The following is an 18,674-nucleotide window of genomic DNA, read 5'->3' as shown; positions in this document are numbered from 1 at the left end:
GATTCGTCACGCGCCGGACCAGCGTGACATGTCTCACGGCGTCGATCCGGGAGGTTACCGTGACAGGTGTGCCATCGGTGTCGTCCTCACTACATGAACCACCTGGAGCCGCGATGACGGGCGGGCCAGCACCGACCGGGGCGCTGATCGAGCTGGACGAGGCCACGCTGGTCGCGCGCGCCCGCGATCGTGACGCGGGCTCGTTCGAGTTGCTGGTGCGCCGGTACCAGCGGCGGATCTACACGCTCTGCCTGCGGATGCTGGACGGCGCCAGCGGCGAGGCGGAGGACATCGTGCAGGAAACCTTCGTCACCGCGTGGCGGCGGCTGCCGGAGATCCAGAACGACGCGGCGTTCGGCGGCTGGCTCTACCGGACCGCGACGAACAAGTGCCTGACCGTCCTGCAGCGCCGGCGGCCGACCGTGGACCTCGACGACCAGCACCCGGCGACGGACCACGACCCGGCCCGCACGGCGGGCACGAGCGCCGCGATGGACGCGCTCTCCCAGGCGCTCCGGCAGTTGCCGCCGCAGCAACGCGCGTGCTGGTTGCTGCGTGAGGTCCACGGGCGTTCGTACCAGGAGATCGCCGAGCTGGTCGGTACGACGCCGACCGCCGTCCGCGGACGGATAGCCAGAGCCCGCGCCGAGCTCGCGGAGGTGATGAAGCCATGGAGGTGACCGATCTCCACCCACTGGCCTGCGGCCGCACGGTCGAGGACGTGTGGGACGAGCTCGACAGCGGTGCGCCGAGCGTGCACCTGGCCGAGTGCCCGCACTGCCGGACCGCCCGCGCGAGTCTGGAACAGCTGGCCGCGGCGACCCAGGTCCTGATCGACGACCCGGTCGACGTACCGACCGGGTTGCTGGACCGGATCATGTCCGCGGTCCGCGCGGACGTGAACCTGGGCCGGACCCTTCCGCTCGGGTCCGCGGACGTCGAGCTGTCGGTGCCGGCGCTGGCCGCCGTACTGCGGTACGCCGTCGACGCCGTGCCCGGAATCCGCGCCCGGCAGTGCCGGATCGAGCTGGTCGACGACCGGCCGGACACGGTCCGGGTGTCGATGACGGTCGCGCTGAAGTTCGGGGCCGGTCAGGTCACCGCTCTCGAGCAAGCCCGGGAGCGGGCGGCCACCGCGCTGCAGGCGCGGATCGGCTACCTCGTCGAAAGCCTCGACTTCGAGGTCGTCGACGTCTGGACGGATCCGCGATGACGTCGGACGACCTGTCCGACGCCGTGGCACTCGCGGAGGTAGCGGCTGTCGCCGCTCGCGGGGTCGCCGGAGTGGTGCGGCTGCAGCCCGGACTGGTCGGGTTGTTGAAGCAACTCGCGGCGCAGGCGTGGGAACGGGCGAGCGGCCGGCCGGTGCCCGACATCGCGGGTGTCGACGTCGACCTGCACGCCGACGGGAGTGTTCAGATCGGCGCCCGCATCGTGACCGCCGCCACCCACCGCGCCGTCGAGGTGGGCGCCGCGGTCCACGGGGCGATCTGCGCCGCGATCGAGGCAGTCACCGGCAGCGTGCCGCAGGTCCGCGTCCGCATCGTCGAGATCGAGCTCGAACCTCAGCGCTGAGCGTCCAGGCACAGCTCCTCGGCGATCCGGTTGCCGATCACCAGGCTGGCGGTGGCGGCCGGTGACGGGGCGTTGAGGACGTGCAGCGCGCGGCCGTCGCGGAGGAACAGGAAGTCGTCGACGAGCTTGCCCTCGCGCGTCACGGCCTGGGCGCGGACGCCGGCACCGGACCGCCGTACGTCGGACACCTGAAGCTCCGGGAGCATGCGCCGGGCTTCCTTCACCAGAGCGCGTCCGGTCAGGGACCGCGCGATCTCCTGCACGCCCGTGCGCGCGTAGCGGCGGCCGAGCCGCCAGGAACCGCGGTACGTCACCGATTCCCAGACGTCGCGCGGCACGATCGTGCCCCAGGAGTAGCCCTCGCGGGCCAACGCAGGGACGGCGTTCGGGCCGAGGTGGACGGTGCCGTCGAGGCCGCGGGTCAGGTGCACGCCGAGGAAAGGGAGGTCCGGATCGGGCACCGGGTAGACAAGGCCCTTCACGAGGTGTTCGCGCTCGGGGACGAGTTCGCTGTATTCGCCACGGAACGGGAGGATGCGCACGCCCGGTTCCAGGCCGGACGCCCGCGCGATCCGGTCGCTGTGCAGTCCGGCGCACACCGCAACGCGGTCGGCCATGATGACGTCGTCCGTCGTACGGACGCGGATCGTCCCGGCGTTCTCGACCGCGGTGACGGTGACGCCGGTACGGATCTCACCGCCCGCCGCGCGCACGTCGTCCGCCAGCGCGGCGGCGACCAGTTTGAAGTCGACGCGGCCGGTGGAGTCGACCGCGAGCGCGCCCTTCACGCGCAGGTGCGGTTCGCGTTCGGCGACCTCGGCGAGCGTCAGGTGACGGACCGGTACACCGTTCTCGCGGCCGTTCCTGTACAGCCGGTCGAGCTGCGGCAGCTCGGCCTCGGTGGTGGCGACGACGAGCTTCCCCGGTACGTCGAGCGGGATGCCCTTCTCCGCGCAGTACTCGCGCAGCGCCGTACCGCCCTCAACCGCGAACCGGGCCTTGAGCGAGCCCGGCCGGTAGTACAGCCCGGAATGCACGACCCCGGAGTTGTGACCGGACTGGTGCGCGCCGACAGTTGGCTCTTTCTCGAGCACGACGACCGGCGTGCCGGGATCGCGCCGCTGCACGCTGCGTGCCACAGCCAGGCCAACGATTCCACCGCCGACAACCACCGCAGTCCTCGTCACCTCCGATCAGAGGCGTCACAGGTGCTCAGAAATACATCGATAGGGTCGAGGTATGGACGAGTGGCGGTTCGGGCGGCTGACCGACGAGGCTGCGGTGACACCGGCGTACGACGACAGTGGGTTCGAGGCGGTCACGTTGCCGCACACCGTCGTACCGCTGTCCTGGCGGGACTGGGAGGCCGACTCGTGGGAGGGCCGGTGGTGCTACCGACGGTGGGTCGACGTACCGGATGATGCGCGGCGGGTGTTCGTCGATGTCGATGGGGCCTTGCACGCGGCCTCGGTATACGTCAACGGGCAGCTCGCGGGATCGCAGCAGGGTGGGTATCTCGCACACGCCCACGAGGTGACGTCGCTCGTGCGGCCGGGCGGGAACCTGATCGCCGTCGTGCTCGACACCCGCTGGCTGCCGATCCCGCCGAACGGGCACCCGGACGGGCACGGCGCCGTCGACTACTACCAGCCGGGCGGCCTCTCGCGATCCGTCAACCTCCGGTTCGAGCCGGACACGTTCATCTCGGACCTGTACGCCCGTCCGGTCGACGTCCTCGACCCGGCCGCCCGGCGCCTGGAGGTGACCTGCAGCCTCGACGGCGAGCCCCAGCAGGTGAACGTCGAGCTCCGGACAGCGGACGGCCGGTCCATCGCTGCCGGATCGGGGAGTCGGCTGACGCTGCGGGACCTCGACGTACAGCTCTGGTCGCCCGACTTCCCCACGCTGTACGACGTGGTCGCCCGGCTCGGCAACGGGAGCGAGCGGACCGTACGGATCGGGTTCCGCGAGGCCCGCTTCGAGGTCGACGGGTTCTACCTCAACGGCGAGCGGGTCGAACTGTTCGGGCTGAACCGGCACCAGATCTTCCCGTGGACCGGGATGGCGATGCCGGATCGGGTGCAGCGCCGCGACGCCGAGATCCTCCGCAACGAGCTGAACTGCACGATGGTCCGCTGCGCGCACTACCCGCAGTCCCCCGCGTTCCTGGACGCCTGCGACGAGCTCGGGCTGCTCGTGTTCGAGGAAATTCCCGGCTGGCAGTACGTCGGCGACGCCGCCTGGCAGGAGCTGGTCGTCGCGGACGTCGAGCGGATGATCCGCCGCGACCGCAACCGCCCGTCGGTGGTCGTCTGGGGCGTCCGCGTGAACGAGTCGGCGAACTACCCAGACCTGTACCGGCGTACCCAGGAGGCCGCCAAGGCACTCGACCCCGACCGCGCGACGAGCGGCGCGATGCTGGCGTCGGAGTACTCGACGGACGACTTCCACCAGGACGTGTTCGCGTACAACGACTACGCCCACGACGAGGCCGGCGCGACGCTCCTCGAACCGCTGCCGGGCATCCCGTACCTGGTCACCGAGGCGATCGGCTCACTGGCCGGGCCGCACTTCTACCGGCGGACCGATCCGCAGGAGGTGCAGGCGCGGCAGGCCTTCCTGCACGCCCAAGTGCACCGCCAAGCGGCCGTCGACGACCGGTATCTCGGGGTGGTCGCCTGGCAGGCGTTCGACTACGACTCCGAGAACGGCTGGGTCGACCATCGGCTGAAGTGCAACGGTGTCGCCGACACGTTCCGGATCCCCAAACTCGGTGCCGCGATCTACCAGGCACAGGTCGCGCCGTCGCGGCGGCCGGTCGTCGCGCCCGCGTTCTACTGGGACGACGCGGCGCCGGACGAGCTGATGATCTGCTCGAACTGCGAGGCGCTCGAGGTGTTCCTCGACGGCGAGCGGGTGGCGACGGTACTCCCCGACACAGAAGGTTTCGGTGGTTTACCGTACCCGCCGTCCTTCCTGACGCATCCCGGGCCCGGGGAGCTTCGGGTCGACGGGTACGTCGCCGGGCACCTGGTGATCAGCCGCAGCTTCTCCTCCACGCCCGATCACCTGCAACTCGTTGCCGACGACGCCGAAATCGTGGCCGACGGCACCGACCTGACACGGGTGGTGCTGCAGGCAACAGATGCCCACGGCAACCTCCTGCCCGCGACAGGCGCGGTTGCCTTCGATCTCGACGGCCCGGGTCAGCTCGTCGGCGAAACGACGTTCCCGCTGGAGTCCAACGGCGGCGCGGTCGCGGTGTGGGTGCGCGCGAGCCGTCCTGGGCTCCTCACTCTCACCGCCACGCACTCGGCGCTCGGCAGTGCGGCGGTCACCGTCACGGCCGTCTGAGCCAGGTACTGACGGCGTTCGCCAGCGCGACCGGAGCGTCGTACTGGATCAGGTGTCCCGCGTCCGGGATCTCGGCGTACGACGCCCCCCGGATCAGGCCGGCCAGCCGGCGGCCCGTCTCGGTCGGGATCCAGGCGTCGTCGCATCCCCACACGACCTGCACCGGGATAGCCAGCTCCCCCAGCAGCTGCTCGTTCGTGACCAGGAACTCCTCGTCGTACTGGGCGATCTGCCGGTAGAAGGCCGACTGCCCGACGTCCGTGCACCACGGACCGATCAGTTCCACCAGGTCCTCGTCCCGCAGCCCGCGATGACTCGCCGCACTCACGTATGCCCGCAGGATCGCCTCGTGAATGTACGCCGGCAGCTCGCCCAGCGTCTCCGGGTGCCGCTTCACGAACCGGAAGAACGGCGACCCGCTCGGCGGGATCGCCACGACGTCGACGAGCATCAACGACGCGTAGGCAGCCTTCTCCACGAGGGTTGCGCGCAACGAGACCGCGCCGCCGAAGTCGTGCGCGACGACGTGCGGCCGGTCCAGCTCCCAGTACTCCAGCAACGCCGCGAAGGCACGGGCCTGAGCGTCGAAGTCCACCGGATGGGCCGGGTCCTTCGACGACTCGCCGTACCCGGGCATGTCCCACAGGTACACGGTGAAGTCGGTGCTCAGCGCGGCGGCGTACCGCGACCAGACCCGCGACGAGAACGGCGTCCCGTGGCAGAAGACCACCGGCGGCCCGCTGCCGGACCGTTCCCAGGCGATCGATCGTCCGTCCCATGCGAAGCGTTCGTCCATGGCTCCACCTAACCATAATGAAAGCTCACACCGGTTAGGCGAGGTGCGCGATCCGCTCCTGGATCCGGAACTCGAGGCCGTCCGCGACCGCCAGGTAGACGTCCTGGTCGACCAAGTTGCCGTCGAGGCGGAGCAGCCCGCGCGGGCTGTCGTAGAAGTGGCCCGTCGGCAGCCCCGCCGACACCGCGACCGTGCCGCTGATCTCGCCCAGCCGCGCGAGGAAGCGGATCGCCTCGTAGCAGGACTCGCCGACCGCGTTCAGCGCCGGGGCGTACGGCCCGAAGCGGGCGTAGTACTCCCGGGCGAACTCGCTGCTCTCCACCGTCGGCAGCCCGTCGAAGTACGCCGCGGCCGCATACACGCCGTCGTTCGCGCCCGGTCCGGCGCCGAGCAGCGTGTTCTCCTCGACGGCGGGACTCAGCCGGAGCATCCGCTCGCTCAGGCCGCCGGCGGCGAACTGGCGGTTGAAGTGCACCGCGTCCTGGCCCATCAGCAACATGATCACACCGTCGGCCTCGGTCGTCCGCAGTCCGTCGATCACGTCCCGGAAGTCCGACGTACCGAGTGGCACGTACGCCGAGTGCACGATCTCGGAACCCGTGCCCTGCAAGGCCTCCCGCGCCACCGAGCCGGTCACCCGGGGATAGACGTAGTCGTTGCCGACGACAACCCATCGGCGAGCCCCGAGCTGCTCCCGCAACCAGTGCGTTGCCGGCAGCAACTGGTTCACCGGGCGCTCACCGAGCATGAACACTCCGGGCGTGTCGTCGCCGCCCTCGTGCATCGCGGCGAACGCGTACACCACTCGCCCGCCGATCCTCCGCGTCAGAGCCACCCGTACGGCGGAGATGTGCCAACCGGCCACCGCCTCCACCTGCCCTGTGTCGACCAGCCGCCCGACCTCCTCCGCGACCACCTCGGGCGCCCGGCCCGCGTCGACCTGGACGAGCTCGACGCGCCGGCCTGCGATCCCGTTCGCGGCGTTCAGGTGCTCCACGGCGAGCTGCCCGCAGGCCAGGCAGGACGGTCCGTAGATGCCGGTCGGACCCTGCCGCGGAACGACGAAGGCGATCGGCAGTACGTCGGTACGCCGCACGTCCACCTCCTCCGGGTCGCCGTTCAGTGTGACCGAACAGGAGGCGGAAGTTCGAGTGCAGCGGCTATATTTCCCAGCACCTGAACTGGAAGGGGGCCGGCGTGCTGCTCTTGCTGAAGCGGATCGAGCGACAACTCGAGCTCGGGCTGCAGCCGCTGCTCGACGAGTTCGGACTGACGATCGAGCAGTGGCGGATCATGGCCGCGCTGCGCGCAGAGCCCGGCCGGCCGATGTCCGCGCTGGCGGAGTCCGCCGTACTGCCGGCCGCGAGTCTCACCCGGCACGTCGACAAGCTGGTCGAGCGCGGGCTGGTGCTGCGCCGCATCCACCCGGACGACAAGCGACGGATCGTCGCGGCGCTCTCCCCCGTCGGCGGCACCGTCGCCGAGCGGGTCAGCGGCGTACAGCGGGAGCTCGAGGCGGAGCTGGCGAAGTACTTCCAGCTGGAAATACGTGAACGTAGCAGCTCGGCAACACAGCGGTAACACGGCGTTCCTAGGTTCCTTCCATTCGGGTGCATCCCCCGCCGGCAGCGTCGCCGGCTGGCCGGAGCACCGCTCGCCCGAAGGTGCCGCAGGAGTTCCGCCATGACTGTTGAACCCTCGCTCGACGACCGTGCTGTCTCATCCGCACCGACCACCGCGACCCGCGAGACGCTGGAGGACTACACGCTGCGGTTCGCGCCGCGCAGCTACCGGAAGTGGTCGACCGGCGTCGTCGCCGTCTCGGCCCTCGGCGGGATCGCGTACCTCGCCGACTTCGCGATCGGCGCGAACATCGGGATCTCGTACGGCACCACGAACGCGCTCTGGGGGATCGCGATCTTCGCGGTGGTGATCTTCGCGACCGGCCTGCCGCTCGCGTACTACGCCGCGCGGTACAACATCGACCTCGACCTGATCACCCGCGGCAGCGGCTTCGGGTACTACGGCTCGGTGGTCACCAACGTGATCTTCGCGTCGTTCACGTTCATCTTCTTCGCGCTCGAAGGCTCGATCATGGCGCAGGGCCTGCACCTCGGGCTGCACGTGCCGCTGTGGCTCGGGTACGCCGTGTCCACGCTGGTGATCTTCCCGCTGGTGATCTACGGGATGAAGGTGCTGTCGACGCTGCAGGTGTGGACGACGCCGCTGTGGCTGATCCTGATGGTGCTGCCGTTCTGCTACCTGCTGGTCTCGCATCCGTCCTCGGTGTCGACGTTCTTCTCGTACGGCCCGCACGCCGACTTCGGCTCGATGCTCCTGGCCGCCGGTGTGTGTCTGTCGCTGATCGCGCAGATCGCCGAGCAGATCGACTACCTCCGGTTCATGCCGCCGAAGACCCCGGAGAACTCACGCCGCTGGTGGACCGCCGTGCTGCTCGCCGGTCCGGGCTGGGTGATCTTCGGGGCTCTGAAGCAGGTGATCGGCCTGTTCCTCGCGGTCTACATCATCGCCCAGGTCGACGGCGGTACGGCGATCGCGAACCAGCCGGTGCACCAGTTCCTGGAGATCTACCGCGGCTTCCTGCCCGGGTGGCTCGCGATGACGCTGGCCGTCGTACTAGTGGTCATCAGCCAGGTGAAGATCAACGTCACCAACGCGTACTCCGGTTCGCTGGCCTGGACGAACTCGTACACCCGGCTGACCCGGCACTACCCCGGCCGGCTGGTGTTCCTCGGGTTCAACCTGGTGATCGCGCTGGTGCTGATGGAGGCGAACATGTTCGACTTCCTGAACACGATCCTCGGGTTCTACGCGAACTGCGGGATGGCGTGGATCGTGGTGGTCGCCTCGGACATCGTGTTCAACAAGTACCTGCTGCGGTTGTCGCCCAAGGCTCCGGAGTTCCGCCGCGGGATGCTGTACGCGGTGAACCCGGTCGGCTTCGTCTCGATGGCGCTGGCCGCGGGCGTGTCGATCGTGGTGTTCTTCGGCGGCCTCGGATCCGGGATCAAGCCGTACTCCCCGCTCGTCGCGATCGGCCTGGCACTCGTACTACCGCCGGTGATCGCGGTCGTCACCCGCGGGAAGTACTACCTGCGCCGGGTGGACGACGGGCTGGACCTGCCGATGTACGACTCGTACGGCAACCCGAGTGGTGAGGTGTTGACGTGTCACGTGTGCCGGCAGGAGTACGAACGCCCCGACATGACCGCCTGCGAAACCCACGACGCCGCGGTGTGTTCCCTCTGCCTCAGCACGGACAAGGTCGCCGACCACGTCCTACCGTTGCGGTCATGAACTTCACCCCCGCCGACGTCGAGAAGCTGCTGCTCTCCGTGGCCGGCATGGTCGCCCGCGACCGGCTGGCCCGCGGAGTGCTGCTCAACCATCCCGAGGCCGTCGCCCTCCTCAGCACCTGGGTCGTCGAACGCGCCCGGGAAGGCGCCCGGGTGGCCGACCTGATGGAAACCGGCCGCACGGTCCTCACCCGCGACCAGGTCATGCCCGGCGTCGCCGAACTCCTCCACGACGTACAGGTCGAGGCGACTTTCCCGGACGGGCGGAAGCTCGTCACCATCCACAACCCGATCATCTGAGGAGTCCTGATGGATGCTCCAGGAGCAGTTCGAGTGCGGCCGGGAACGATTCAGCTGAATGCGGACCGGTCGGACCACGAGCGTCTGCGGCTGGTGATCGTGAACGCGGGTGATCGGCCGATCCAGGTCGGGTCGCATCTGCATCTGCCGGATGCGAACTCCGCGCTGGAGTTCGATCGGGAGGCGGCGCGGGGATTCCGGCTGGACATCCCGTCGGGTACGTCGCAGCGGTTCGAGCCGGGGGCCTCGCGGGAGGTCGCGCTGGTCGCGCTGCGTGGGAACCGGCGCGTGCCGGGCATCCAGGTGAAGACGACGGCGGACGCCGAGCTCGGTCCGGTGCGCCGTGGTTGAGATCTCGCGGGCCGCGTACGCCGCGTTGTACGGGCCGACGGTCGGCGACCAGGTGCGGCTCGGGGACACCGACCTGTGGATCGAGGTGGAGCGGGACCTGACCGTCGGCGGCGAGGAGGTGGTGTTCGGCGGCGGGAAGTCGATCCGTGAGTCGATGGCGCAGGGTACTGCGACCCGCGCGGACGGGGCGCCGGACACCGTGATCACCAACGTGCTCGTGGTCGACTGGTGGGGCATCGTCCGGGCCGACGTCGGGATCCGGGACGGGCGGATCGTCGCGCTCGGCCGGGCCGGCAACCCGGACATCGCGGACGGCGTGCACCCGGACCTGCGGATCGGCCCGTCCACCGACGTCATCGCCGGCGAGGGCCGGATCCTGACCGCGGGCGCGATCGACTCGCACGTCCACCTGCTCTCCCCCTCGCAGCTGCACGAGGCGCTCGCCACCGGGATCACCACGATCGTCGGCGGCGGGACCGGCCCGAGCGAAGGGTCGAAGGCCACCACGGTGACCCCGGGCGCCTGGCACCTCGAGAAGATGCACCGCGCGCTGGACGCCGTACCGCTGAACGTGCTGCTGCTCGGCAAGGGCAACACCGTCAGCGCCGAGGCGCTGGCCGAGCAGGCGCTCGCGGGTGCCGCCGGATACAAGGTCCACGAGGACTGGGGCTCGACGCCCGCGGCGATCGACTCCGCTCTGCGCGCCGCGGACGAGTGGGGTCTCCAGGTCGCCCTGCACGCGGACAGCCTGAACGAGGCCGGGTACGTCGAGTCGACGCTGAACGCGATCGCCGGGCGCGGCATCCACGCGTTCCACGTCGAGGGCGCGGGCGGAGGGCACGCGCCGGACATCCTGTCGATCGCGTCCTACCCGCACGTCGTCCCGGGCTCGACCAACCCGACGCTGCCGCACACCGTCAACACCGTCGCCGAGCATCTCGACATGCTGATGGTCTGCCACCACCTCAGCCCGGACGTCCCGGAGGACCTCGCGTTCGCCGAGTCCCGGATCCGCGCCACCACGATCGCCGCCGAGGACGTGCTGCACGACCTCGGCGCGCTCTCGGTCACGTCCTCGGACGCGCAGGCGATGGGCCGGATCGGCGAGGTGATCACCCGGACCTGGCAGGTCGCGCACGTGATGAAGCACCGCCGCGGGGCGCTCGGCACGGTCGCGGACAACGAGCGGGTTCGGCGGTACGTCGCGAAGTACACGATCAACCCGGCCGTCGCGCACGGTATCGACCACATCGTCGGATCCGTCGAGGAAGGCAAGCTCGCCGACCTGACGCTCTGGGATCCGGCGTACTTCGGGGTCCGCCCGAACCTGGTGATCAAGGGCGGGGCGATCGTCTGGGCGGCGCTCGGCGATCCGAACGCGTCGATCCCGACGCCGCAGCCGGTGCTGATGCGGCCCGCGTTCGGGGACGCGATCGGGGCGGACGTCGCGTACACGTTCGTGTCGCCGGCGGCGCTGGAGGACGGGCTCGCGGAGCGGCTGGGGTTGCGGCGGCAGCTGCTCGGCGTACGGCCGACGCGCGACGTCACGAAGGCGGATCTGAAGAACAACGACGCGTTGCCGGCGATCGACATCGATCCGGAGACGTTCGCGATCCAGGTCGACGGCGAGCTGATCGAGCCGGCGCCCGCGGAGGTGCTGCCGCTCGCCCAGCTGTACGCGATGTTCTGATGAGCGCATCCGAGGTGGTCGCGCTGATGCTGGCCGACGGCCGGCTGCCGACCGGCGGGCACACCCAGTCCGGCGGGCTCGAGCCCGCCGTCCGCGCGGGCCTGAAGGTCAACCAGGTAGCCGAATATGCCCGCGACCGCCTGTACACGGTCACCCGAGTAGAAGCAGCAGTTGCTGTGGTAGCCCGCTCCAACACAGATCAATTGCAGGCTGTTGAACAGGCGTGGGCAGCTCGGATGTCTAGTCAGGTGCTGCGCGGGGTGTCTCGGCGGCAGGGGCGGTTGCTGTTGCGGCTGGCCCAGCGGGTGTGGCCCGAGGTCGGCCGGTTCCTGCCGGCGGACGGGGAGGTGCCGCGGCCGATCGTGCTCGGGGTGGTTGCCGCGGTCAACGGACTGTCCGCGGAGCAGGTCGCGCGGGTCGTCGCGTACGAGGACGTGCAGACCGTCGTTTCCGCCTCGCTGAAGCTCCTTCCCGTCGATCCGGCGGACGCGGCGACCTGGCTGGCCGGTCTGCACGACGACATCGAGCGGCTCGTCAAGGACGTCGCGCCGCTCACCGACCCGGACACCGTTCCCGCCGACGGCGCACCGCTGATCGACCTGTTCGCCCACCAGCACGCGACCGAAAGAATGAGGCTGTTCCATGCCTGACACCCGCTCCTTCCGCCTCGGCGTCGCCGGACCGGTCGGCACCGGCAAGAGCTCGCTCATCGCCACCGTCTGCCGCGAACTCTCCGCGGAGCTCCGGCTCGGCGTGATCACCAACGACATCTACACGGACGAGGACGCCCGCCTGCTGAAGGCCGCGGGCGTCCTCGACCCTGAACGGATCCGCGCCGTCGAAACCGGCGCCTGCCCGCACACCGCGATCCGCGACGACGTCACCCCGAACCTGATCGCGGTCGAGGACCTCGAACGCGACTTCGCTCCGCTCGACGTGGTGCTGGTCGAGTCCGGTGGCGACAACCTGACCGCGACGTTCTCCCCCGCCCTGGTCGACGCGCAGATCTTCGTACTGGACGTGGCCGGAGGCGGCGACGTCGCCCGCAAGGGCGGCCCGGGGATCGCGCGCGCGGACCTGCTGATCGTCAACAAGACCGACCTCGCGCCGTACGTCGAGGTCGACGTCGAGCAGATGGTGAAGGACGCCACGGCCGCCCGCGACGGGAAACCGGTCATCGCGCTGTCCCGGAAGGACCCCGCCTCGGTCGCCCGCCTCACGGACTGGGTCCGCTCGATGCGGTACGCCGTACACGCCGGGAACCACACGCCCGTCGACCCCGGTCCGATGGCGCCGCACTCCCACACCGGCGAGGACGGCGAGGTCATTGTCCACACGCATTGAGGTCACCGCCGACCCGATCCGCGACCGGTGCCTGCTGTCGACCGGCCACCTGTCGCCACGGCAGCTCCCGGGCCGCCCCGGTGTGGTGCGGGTCGCGTTGCTCGCGGCCGGGGCGTTGCTGCTCGCCGGTGACGAGGTACGCATCGACGTCGCCGTCTCCGGGGCCGTCCGGCTGGAGATCGTCGAGATCGCCGGAACCGTTGCCTACGGCATGCGTGGCGGCCGCGCCCGCTGGGACGTCGCGATCGAACTCCGCGACGGCGCGAACCTGCAGTGGTACGCCGAACCGTTCGTCGTGTCGGCCGACGCCGACGTCAGACGGACGACGACCGTGCACCTCTCCACCGGCTGCACGGCCGACCTCCGCGAGACCCTCGTGCTGGGCCGCCAAGGCGAGACCGGCGGCGCACTGCACACTACGACCCGCGCGTGGCTCGACGACGAACCGCTGCTCGCCGAAGACCTCCAGTTCCGCAACAGCTGGGCAGTCCTGGGCACGGCCCGCTGCCTCGACACCGTCACCACCCTCGGCTTCCGCCTACCCGCGGCCCCGGAGACCATGCAACTCGAAGGCCCCGGCTCCATCGCCCGCCAACTGGTGCACGAACAGCACCTCAGCACCCTCAACCATCGGATCCCCGCAGCTCACTGACTGGCAGCGCCGTACAGAGCAGCCAGCTCTGCGCGGGTGGAGATGCCGAGCTTCGCGTAGATGCGGGTCAGGTGGTACTGGACGGTCTTCGTCGACAGGAAGAGCTGGGCGGCGACCTCGCGGTTGGACAGGCCGGTGGCCACCAGTTCGGTGATCGCCTGCTCCTGCGGCGTCAGGTCCTCCGTGCCGCGGGCGGACCGCGCGGCGCCGGCGTTCAGTTCACGATCGCACCGGGCGAGATAGGTTTCGGCGCGCAAGGCCGCGAAGACCTCACGGGCCGCGGACAGATAGGCGGCCGCCTGCCGTCGCTTGCCCGCCCGGCGGAGCGCCTGCCCGTAGGCGAACTCGACCCGGGCACGATCGAAGCGCAGCGGCGAGTCGACCAGCGCGGCGAGCCCGCGGTCGAACGACTTCCAGGCCGCGTCGACGTCACCGACCGCGGCCTGAAGACGGCCGCGGGTCCGCGCGAGCCTGGCGATCGCCGAGCGATGGTTCATCGCGATGGCACGGTCCTCGTGCGGACTCAGGACCGTCTCGGCGTCGTCGTACCGGTTGAGGGCGATCAGCGCGGTGGCATAGGTGTCGGCCCAGGGCCAGAACCCTGGCTCGAACACCGCGTCACGTAGTCGCGGACCGGTCAGCGGCTGCAGCGCCCGGACTACGCCGGCGTGGTCGGCTCGCGCTTCCGCGAACGCTGCTCGGGCGAGCAACGTGGGGATACGCATCACCTCGTAGTCCTGCGGTGCGTTCTCGGCGTCTCGCAGCGCCGTCTGCGCAGCCGTCCACTCGCCGCGCAGGACATGGATCTGGACCCCGGTCCACGCCATGATCGGACCGGCCAGCTCGATCTCGCTCCGGCGGAGCAACGGCTCGGCCGCCGCGCAGGTCTCGAGCGCGCGATCCCACTCGCCGAGCAGGAACTGGGTCCGGCCGAGCCAGGCGCTGGCCCACAACGAGATCCGCGCCGACCCGCCGAGGACTCCCGTTGGCACCGCGCTCTCCAGTTCGGCCCGGGCGGTCTCCACCTCGTCGAGCGCCAACTGCAGCCAGCCGGTCCCGAGCCGCACCCGCTGGACCTGCGCACCGCGCCGCACCTGCTCGGTCAGGCCGATGTACGTCGCCCTCGCCGCCTCCGCCTCGCCGCCGGCGGCCAGGCCCAGCCCACGGATCGCGGCCGCCTCGATCCCGGCCGGCTCGCTCAGATCGGCCAGCTCGAGCGCCCGGTCCGCCCACCGGACGATCTCTTGCCAGTGGCAACGAGCCAGTGAGTGCAGGACGTAGCGCTGGGCGATCGCGGCCGCGACCTCGGGTTCCCGGTCGGCGTTGACGAGTTCCCAGGCCCGCGCCAGCCAGACCTCCGCCTCGGCGCCCCGGCCGCGCAGAATCGCCAGATAGCCGAGGACGGCGTTCCGCAACGGAGTCTCGCGCAGCGCCTCGACCTCCGGAATCAGCGCCCGCGCGCCAGGACCGTCGCCCGCGCCGACCAGCGCGTCGACGGCGCTGGTCAGCCGCGCCTCCCGGAGCAGGCGGTCCTCGGTCAACCGCCCGGCCGCGGTCAGCAGCGACGCGACCTTCGCCCACTCCCCGTGCGCCGCACACTCCTCCGCGAGCGCGGCCAGGTCGGCGGCCAGGACCGGGTCGGGACCGTCGGCAGCCGCGACGAGGTGCCGAAGCCGGGCGGCCGGATCGCTTGCCAGCGCGGCGGCCGAGCGATGAATCCCGACCGCGCGACGGCGGCCCAGCTCCGACCGGACCGCCGCGGCCACCATCGGATCGGCCGGCCCGATCACCCGCGCACCCTCGGCGCCGGACACCCGGACCAGCGCCAGGCGCTCGGCCGCGTCGACGTCGCCCCAGATGTCTTCGGCGCCGACCAGCGTCGAGACCAGGCTCAGTGGTTCCGGACCGCCCAGGACAGCGACCGCCTCGACGAGCCGCCGGGAACCCTTCGGCAACGCGTCCAGCTGACTTCGAACCCTGGTCGTGACGGCGTGTGACGCGGGCAGCTCCGCGTCCACCTGGGTCCAGAGCGAGGCAGGCAGCTCGTCCAGCAGCGCAGCGACCGCGCCGGGCCGGCCGCCGGTCAGCGCGCGCAAACGATCGGCCTGGCGCGTCGGCAGCGCGACACCGTGCGACTCGGCGAGTTCGACCACCTCTGCTGTCGTCAGTGGCTCGAGCCGGAAGACATGCTCGGCTTCACGGAGCAGCAGTTCCGACGTCGCTCCGGACGCTGCCGGCGACGTTCCGTCCGGCGCCGAGGTCCCGAGGACCACGACCAGACGCGCGTCGCGGAACCCGCGCACCGCCGACGACAACACCTGCAGCGAGAACGGATCGGCGTACTGCGCGTCGTCGATCGCCAGTACCGTCGGCGTGCCACCGAGGCCGTCGATCAGCTGCCCGGCCGCCGCGACCGGGTCGTCGCCCCAGGCAACAGCGGTCAGCAGCTGACGCAGTACTGCTCCCGGCGTGCCTGCCTCCCACGGAACCGCCCGGGCGTACCGGTCCGCGACGGCCCGGAGGATCGAGGTCAGACCGCTCCAGCGCTCGCCGACGACGAGCACGCCGGCCGACGCCTGCGCACCGAGCGCCCGCAGCTCCGCCGGCAACCCGGTGCGGCCGACGAGCGGGGTGGTCATCTCCTCAGGCTAGGGGATCATCCGAGGTCTCCACCTGCGACCGGCAGGACGGTGCCGGTGATGTACGACGCCTCCGGGGAGGCGAGGAAGGTGATCGCGGCCGCCTGCTCGTCGACGGTTCCGTACCGCTTCAGCAGCGACGACTCGACGGTCTGGTCGACGATGGCGCGGTACCAGTCCTGTTCCTGGGCGGACTCGGGCGCCGGGCCGCGCGGGATCCGGCGCGGCGGCGCGTCGGTCCCACCCGGTGCGGTCGCGACCACGCGGACGCCGTACGGCGCGGCCTCCGTCGCGAGCGCTGTCGTGATCGCGTTGACCCCGCCCTTCGCCGCCGCGTACGGAACGCGGTTGAGACCGCGGGTGGCGACGCTCGAGACGTTCACGATCGTGCCCTGGCCACGTTCGATCATGTGCGGTACGACGGCACGGCACGACCACAGCGCCGGGTACAGCGAGCGGTTGATCTCGGCCTCGATCTGCTCGGCCGGGTAGTGCCAGAACGGTTTCGCCCAGATCGTGCCGCCGACGGTGTGGATCGCGACGTCGACGCGTCCGAAGCGGGTGACCGCTGCCGCCACGGCGGCTTCGGCGCCCGGCCAGGTCTCGAGATCCGCGACGGTCGCCAGCGCGTCACGGCCGGCACCTGTCAGCTCGTCCGCCAGCTCGTGCACCAGGTCGGAGCGGTCGGCGAGCACCACCGCGCCACCTTCCGCGCTGATCCGGCGAGCGGTCGCGGCGCCGATGCCCTGGGCGGCGCCGGTGATCAGGACGACCAGGTCGTCGAACCTTCCCGGGCTGATGTGCGGCGGCCGGAGGCGTTGCCGGGTGTCGGCCATCGCCCGGCGCATCGTGGTCTTCGAGCGATCCGCGTGCTCGGCGACCAGCCGGCGGGCAGTGTCACGGTCGGCCGCCTCGAACGCCGCGACAATCTCGACGTGGTCCGAGGCGCAGCGCGGGTGACACCAGGTCGCGTTCCGCAGTACCTCGGTCATCCGGCCCTTCACGCCCAGCGCGTGGTAGGCCTTCAGCAGGTGCTCGTTGCCTGTGAGAGTGAACAGGTAGTCGTGGAAGGCCGCGTTGCTCTCGGTGTACGCCGCCGCGTCGACGAAGCGATCGCCGTGCACGTAAGGCAGTGTCGACTCGGCCAGCAGTCGATACCCGGCGAGCTGCTGCGAGGACAACCTGCCCAGTGTCAGCTCGACGGCGCCGAGCTCCAGCGCCTGCCGGGCCTCGAACAGGGCATCCGACTCCTGCACCGACGGATGCTCCTCGCCGATCTCGTATCCGTCGTCCGGCGGCTCCTGAACAGGCCGGTCGGGGAACAGTTCCTGCCCGGCGACCGATCGGCCGGCTCGGGCGATCACCAGGTCGCCGGTCGGCTCGTTCAGTACGCCGGACTCGCCGGTGAGTGACGCCGCGAAGACCGGCTGACCCGCGACCTTGCGCACGGTCGACGGGTCGGACGGCCGTGGCCGCACCGCGGCGACCCGCTCCGCCGGCGGGCGAGCTTCGAAGAGTCGCTGCCCGGCGACCAGCCGGGTGCTGTCGTCACCGGCCGGTGTCGCGAGTTCGGCCGGGGCGGCCGGCTCCACCGGACCCGACGCCGAGGCCGGGGCCGAAGCGGACCCAGCGGCAGGCGCCGCCAGTGCGAACTTCTCGTAGTAGAACCCCGTCGGAGTGATCCCGACCGTCGTGAAGTGCTGACGGACCGACTCGACCATCGCCGGCGGCCCACACAGGTACACGGCCACATCCCCGTCGTGGAGATGCTCGGGACGCAGGTGATCGGTGACGTACCCCTGGTTGCGGGCCGCACTGCCGGGAGACGAGACGCAATAGTCCCAGGTGAACGACGGCAGCGCCACGCCGAGCTCGGCCAGTGAGTCCAGTTCGACCAGGTCGTCGTCGGTCGAGACGCCGTAGAGCAGGTGCACCGGCCGCGTGCTCCCCTCGGAGCGGAGCTTGCGCAGGATCGAGAGGATCGGCGCCAGACCGGTGCCTCCGGCAAGCAGCAGGACCGGACGTTCGGTCTCACGGAGGAAGAAGCTGCCCAACGGCCCGGTGAACGTCACCGGCTCGCCGGCCACGGCCCGCTCGGTCAGGTACGTCGACATCAGGCCGCCGGGGCTGATCTTGACCAAGAAGGTCAGGTCCTTCTCGTCCGGCGCGCTGCTGAACGAGTACGACCGTGTCTGCCCCGATCCCGGTACGGCGAGGTTCACGTACTGCCCGGGCAGGAACGCCAGCCGGTCCCGCTCCGGCGTCCGCACCGTCAGCCTGATCGTTGTCGGCGACAACCTTTCCAGGCCGGCGATCGTCCCGCTGTAGGTCGCCGCTTGCGTTTTCGCCACCGCCGACGTACTCGCGATCCGCAGTACCAGGTCCGAGGTCGGCCGCATGCTGCACGGCAGCACATAACCCGCGCCGGCCTCACCGGGACTCAGCGCGTCGTCGAGGTAGTTCCCGCCGTCGTACGTCCCGGACTCGCAGAACGCCTTGCACGTCCCGCACGCACCGTCACGGCAGTCCAGCGGGATGTTGATCCGGGACCGGTACGAGGCGTCGGCGACAGTCTGGTCCGCGGCACAGGTGACGAAGCGGGTGACGCCGTCCTCGAAGGTCAACGCGACCTGATGGCTCATGACAGCTCCCCACG

Annotated in this window: 17 protein-coding genes; 12 read left to right on the top strand and 5 right to left on the bottom strand. The window is 70.6% G+C overall.

The window, feature by feature from the left end; translation table 11 throughout:
- Positions 1-113: 113 nt before the first annotated feature.
- From AB0M51_RS22420 to AB0M51_RS22410, 3 genes are read left to right on the top strand one after another with little or no spacing between them, the layout of a single operon-like run.
- A complete protein-coding gene (locus AB0M51_RS22420) occupies positions 114-680 on the top strand; it encodes a sigma-70 family RNA polymerase sigma factor (RefSeq protein WP_344195833.1) in 567 nt (188 codons plus the stop codon).
- Entirely contained in the window at positions 671-1,213 is a 543-nt protein-coding gene (locus AB0M51_RS22415) for an Asp23/Gls24 family envelope stress response protein (protein WP_344195835.1), read from the top strand. The genes AB0M51_RS22420 and AB0M51_RS22415 overlap by 10 nt, the downstream gene beginning before the upstream one ends.
- Positions 1,210-1,575 (top strand): hypothetical protein, encoded by a 366-nt coding sequence (locus tag AB0M51_RS22410; RefSeq protein ID WP_344195837.1) that lies wholly within the window; start codon positions 1,210-1,212, stop codon positions 1,573-1,575. Before AB0M51_RS22415 ends, AB0M51_RS22410 begins: the two co-directional genes overlap by 4 nt.
- Here the strand turns inward: AB0M51_RS22410 and lhgO are convergent.
- Positions 1,566-2,747 carry an L-2-hydroxyglutarate oxidase gene (gene lhgO, locus AB0M51_RS22405; protein WP_363750812.1) on the bottom strand — a complete coding sequence of 394 codons (1,182 nt, stop codon included), beginning with the start codon at positions 2,745-2,747 and terminating at the stop codon, positions 1,566-1,568. The two genes, AB0M51_RS22410 and lhgO, sit on opposite strands and share 10 nt — an antisense overlap.
- Before the next feature lie 67 nt (positions 2,748-2,814).
- Between lhgO and AB0M51_RS22400 the strand changes: the two genes are divergently transcribed.
- Complete coding sequence (locus tag AB0M51_RS22400; RefSeq protein ID WP_344195841.1) at positions 2,815-4,929, top strand: glycoside hydrolase family 2 TIM barrel-domain containing protein; 2,115 nt, start codon at positions 2,815-2,817, stop codon at positions 4,927-4,929.
- Here the strand turns inward: AB0M51_RS22400 and AB0M51_RS22395 are convergent.
- Both AB0M51_RS22395 and AB0M51_RS22390 read right to left on the bottom strand, forming a co-directional pair.
- Complete coding sequence (locus AB0M51_RS22395; protein ID WP_344195843.1) at positions 4,916-5,725, bottom strand: alpha/beta hydrolase; 810 nt, start codon at positions 5,723-5,725, stop codon at positions 4,916-4,918. The genes AB0M51_RS22400 and AB0M51_RS22395 overlap by 14 nt on opposite strands.
- 34 nt (positions 5,726-5,759) lie before the next feature.
- Positions 5,760-6,821 (bottom strand): substrate-binding domain-containing protein, encoded by a 1,062-nt coding sequence (locus AB0M51_RS22390; protein WP_344195845.1) that lies wholly within the window; start codon positions 6,819-6,821, stop codon positions 5,760-5,762.
- Between the two features lie 101 nt (positions 6,822-6,922).
- Between AB0M51_RS22390 and AB0M51_RS22385 the strand changes: the two genes are divergently transcribed.
- From AB0M51_RS22385 to AB0M51_RS22350, 8 genes are all read left to right on the top strand, one after another.
- Entirely contained in the window at positions 6,923-7,306 is a 384-nt protein-coding gene (locus tag AB0M51_RS22385) for a MarR family transcriptional regulator (protein ID WP_344195848.1), read from the top strand.
- A gap of 102 nt (positions 7,307-7,408) precedes the next feature.
- Positions 7,409-9,043: a hypothetical protein gene (locus AB0M51_RS22380; protein WP_344195850.1), complete on the top strand. Its 1,635-nt coding sequence runs from the start codon at positions 7,409-7,411 to the stop codon at positions 9,041-9,043.
- A complete protein-coding gene (locus tag AB0M51_RS22375; RefSeq protein ID WP_344195852.1) occupies positions 9,040-9,342 on the top strand; it encodes an urease subunit gamma in 303 nt (100 codons plus the stop codon). Before AB0M51_RS22380 ends, AB0M51_RS22375 begins: the two co-directional genes overlap by 4 nt.
- Positions 9,343-9,351: 9 nt before the next feature.
- Positions 9,352-9,693: an urease subunit beta gene (ureB, locus tag AB0M51_RS22370; protein WP_344195854.1), complete on the top strand. Its 342-nt coding sequence runs from the start codon at positions 9,352-9,354 to the stop codon at positions 9,691-9,693.
- Positions 9,686-11,383 carry an urease subunit alpha gene (locus AB0M51_RS22365; RefSeq protein ID WP_344195856.1) on the top strand — a complete coding sequence of 566 codons (1,698 nt, stop codon included), beginning with the start codon at positions 9,686-9,688 and terminating at the stop codon, positions 11,381-11,383. Before ureB ends, AB0M51_RS22365 begins: the two co-directional genes overlap by 8 nt.
- On the top strand, positions 11,383-12,033 hold the full coding sequence (locus AB0M51_RS22360; protein WP_344195858.1) for an urease accessory UreF family protein: 651 nt from the start codon (positions 11,383-11,385) through the stop codon (positions 12,031-12,033). The genes AB0M51_RS22365 and AB0M51_RS22360 overlap by 1 nt, the downstream gene beginning before the upstream one ends.
- Positions 12,026-12,727 carry an urease accessory protein UreG gene (gene ureG / locus AB0M51_RS22355; protein ID WP_344195860.1) on the top strand — a complete coding sequence of 234 codons (702 nt, stop codon included), beginning with the start codon at positions 12,026-12,028 and terminating at the stop codon, positions 12,725-12,727. The genes AB0M51_RS22360 and ureG overlap by 8 nt, the downstream gene beginning before the upstream one ends.
- Positions 12,711-13,379: an urease accessory protein UreD gene (locus AB0M51_RS22350; RefSeq protein ID WP_344195862.1), complete on the top strand. Its 669-nt coding sequence runs from the start codon at positions 12,711-12,713 to the stop codon at positions 13,377-13,379. The genes ureG and AB0M51_RS22350 overlap by 17 nt, the downstream gene beginning before the upstream one ends.
- Here AB0M51_RS22350 and AB0M51_RS22345 read toward each other — a convergent pair.
- A complete protein-coding gene (locus AB0M51_RS22345) occupies positions 13,373-16,018 on the bottom strand; it encodes a LuxR C-terminal-related transcriptional regulator (RefSeq protein ID WP_344195864.1) in 2,646 nt (881 codons plus the stop codon). The genes AB0M51_RS22350 and AB0M51_RS22345 overlap by 7 nt on opposite strands.
- Positions 16,019-16,035: 17 nt before the next feature.
- Positions 16,036-18,660 carry a benzoate 1,2-dioxygenase electron transfer component BenC gene (gene benC / locus AB0M51_RS22340; protein WP_363750200.1) on the bottom strand — a complete coding sequence of 875 codons (2,625 nt, stop codon included), beginning with the start codon at positions 18,658-18,660 and terminating at the stop codon, positions 16,036-16,038.
- Positions 18,661-18,674 lie beyond the last annotated feature (14 nt).

The organism is Kribbella sp. NPDC051137, from assembly GCF_040682535.1.
GTDB classification, from domain to species: domain Bacteria; phylum Actinomycetota; class Actinomycetes; order Propionibacteriales; family Kribbellaceae; genus Kribbella; species Kribbella karoonensis.
The sequence above is the reverse complement of the archived record's forward strand: the minus strand, read 5'-3'. Positions and strand labels throughout refer to the sequence as shown.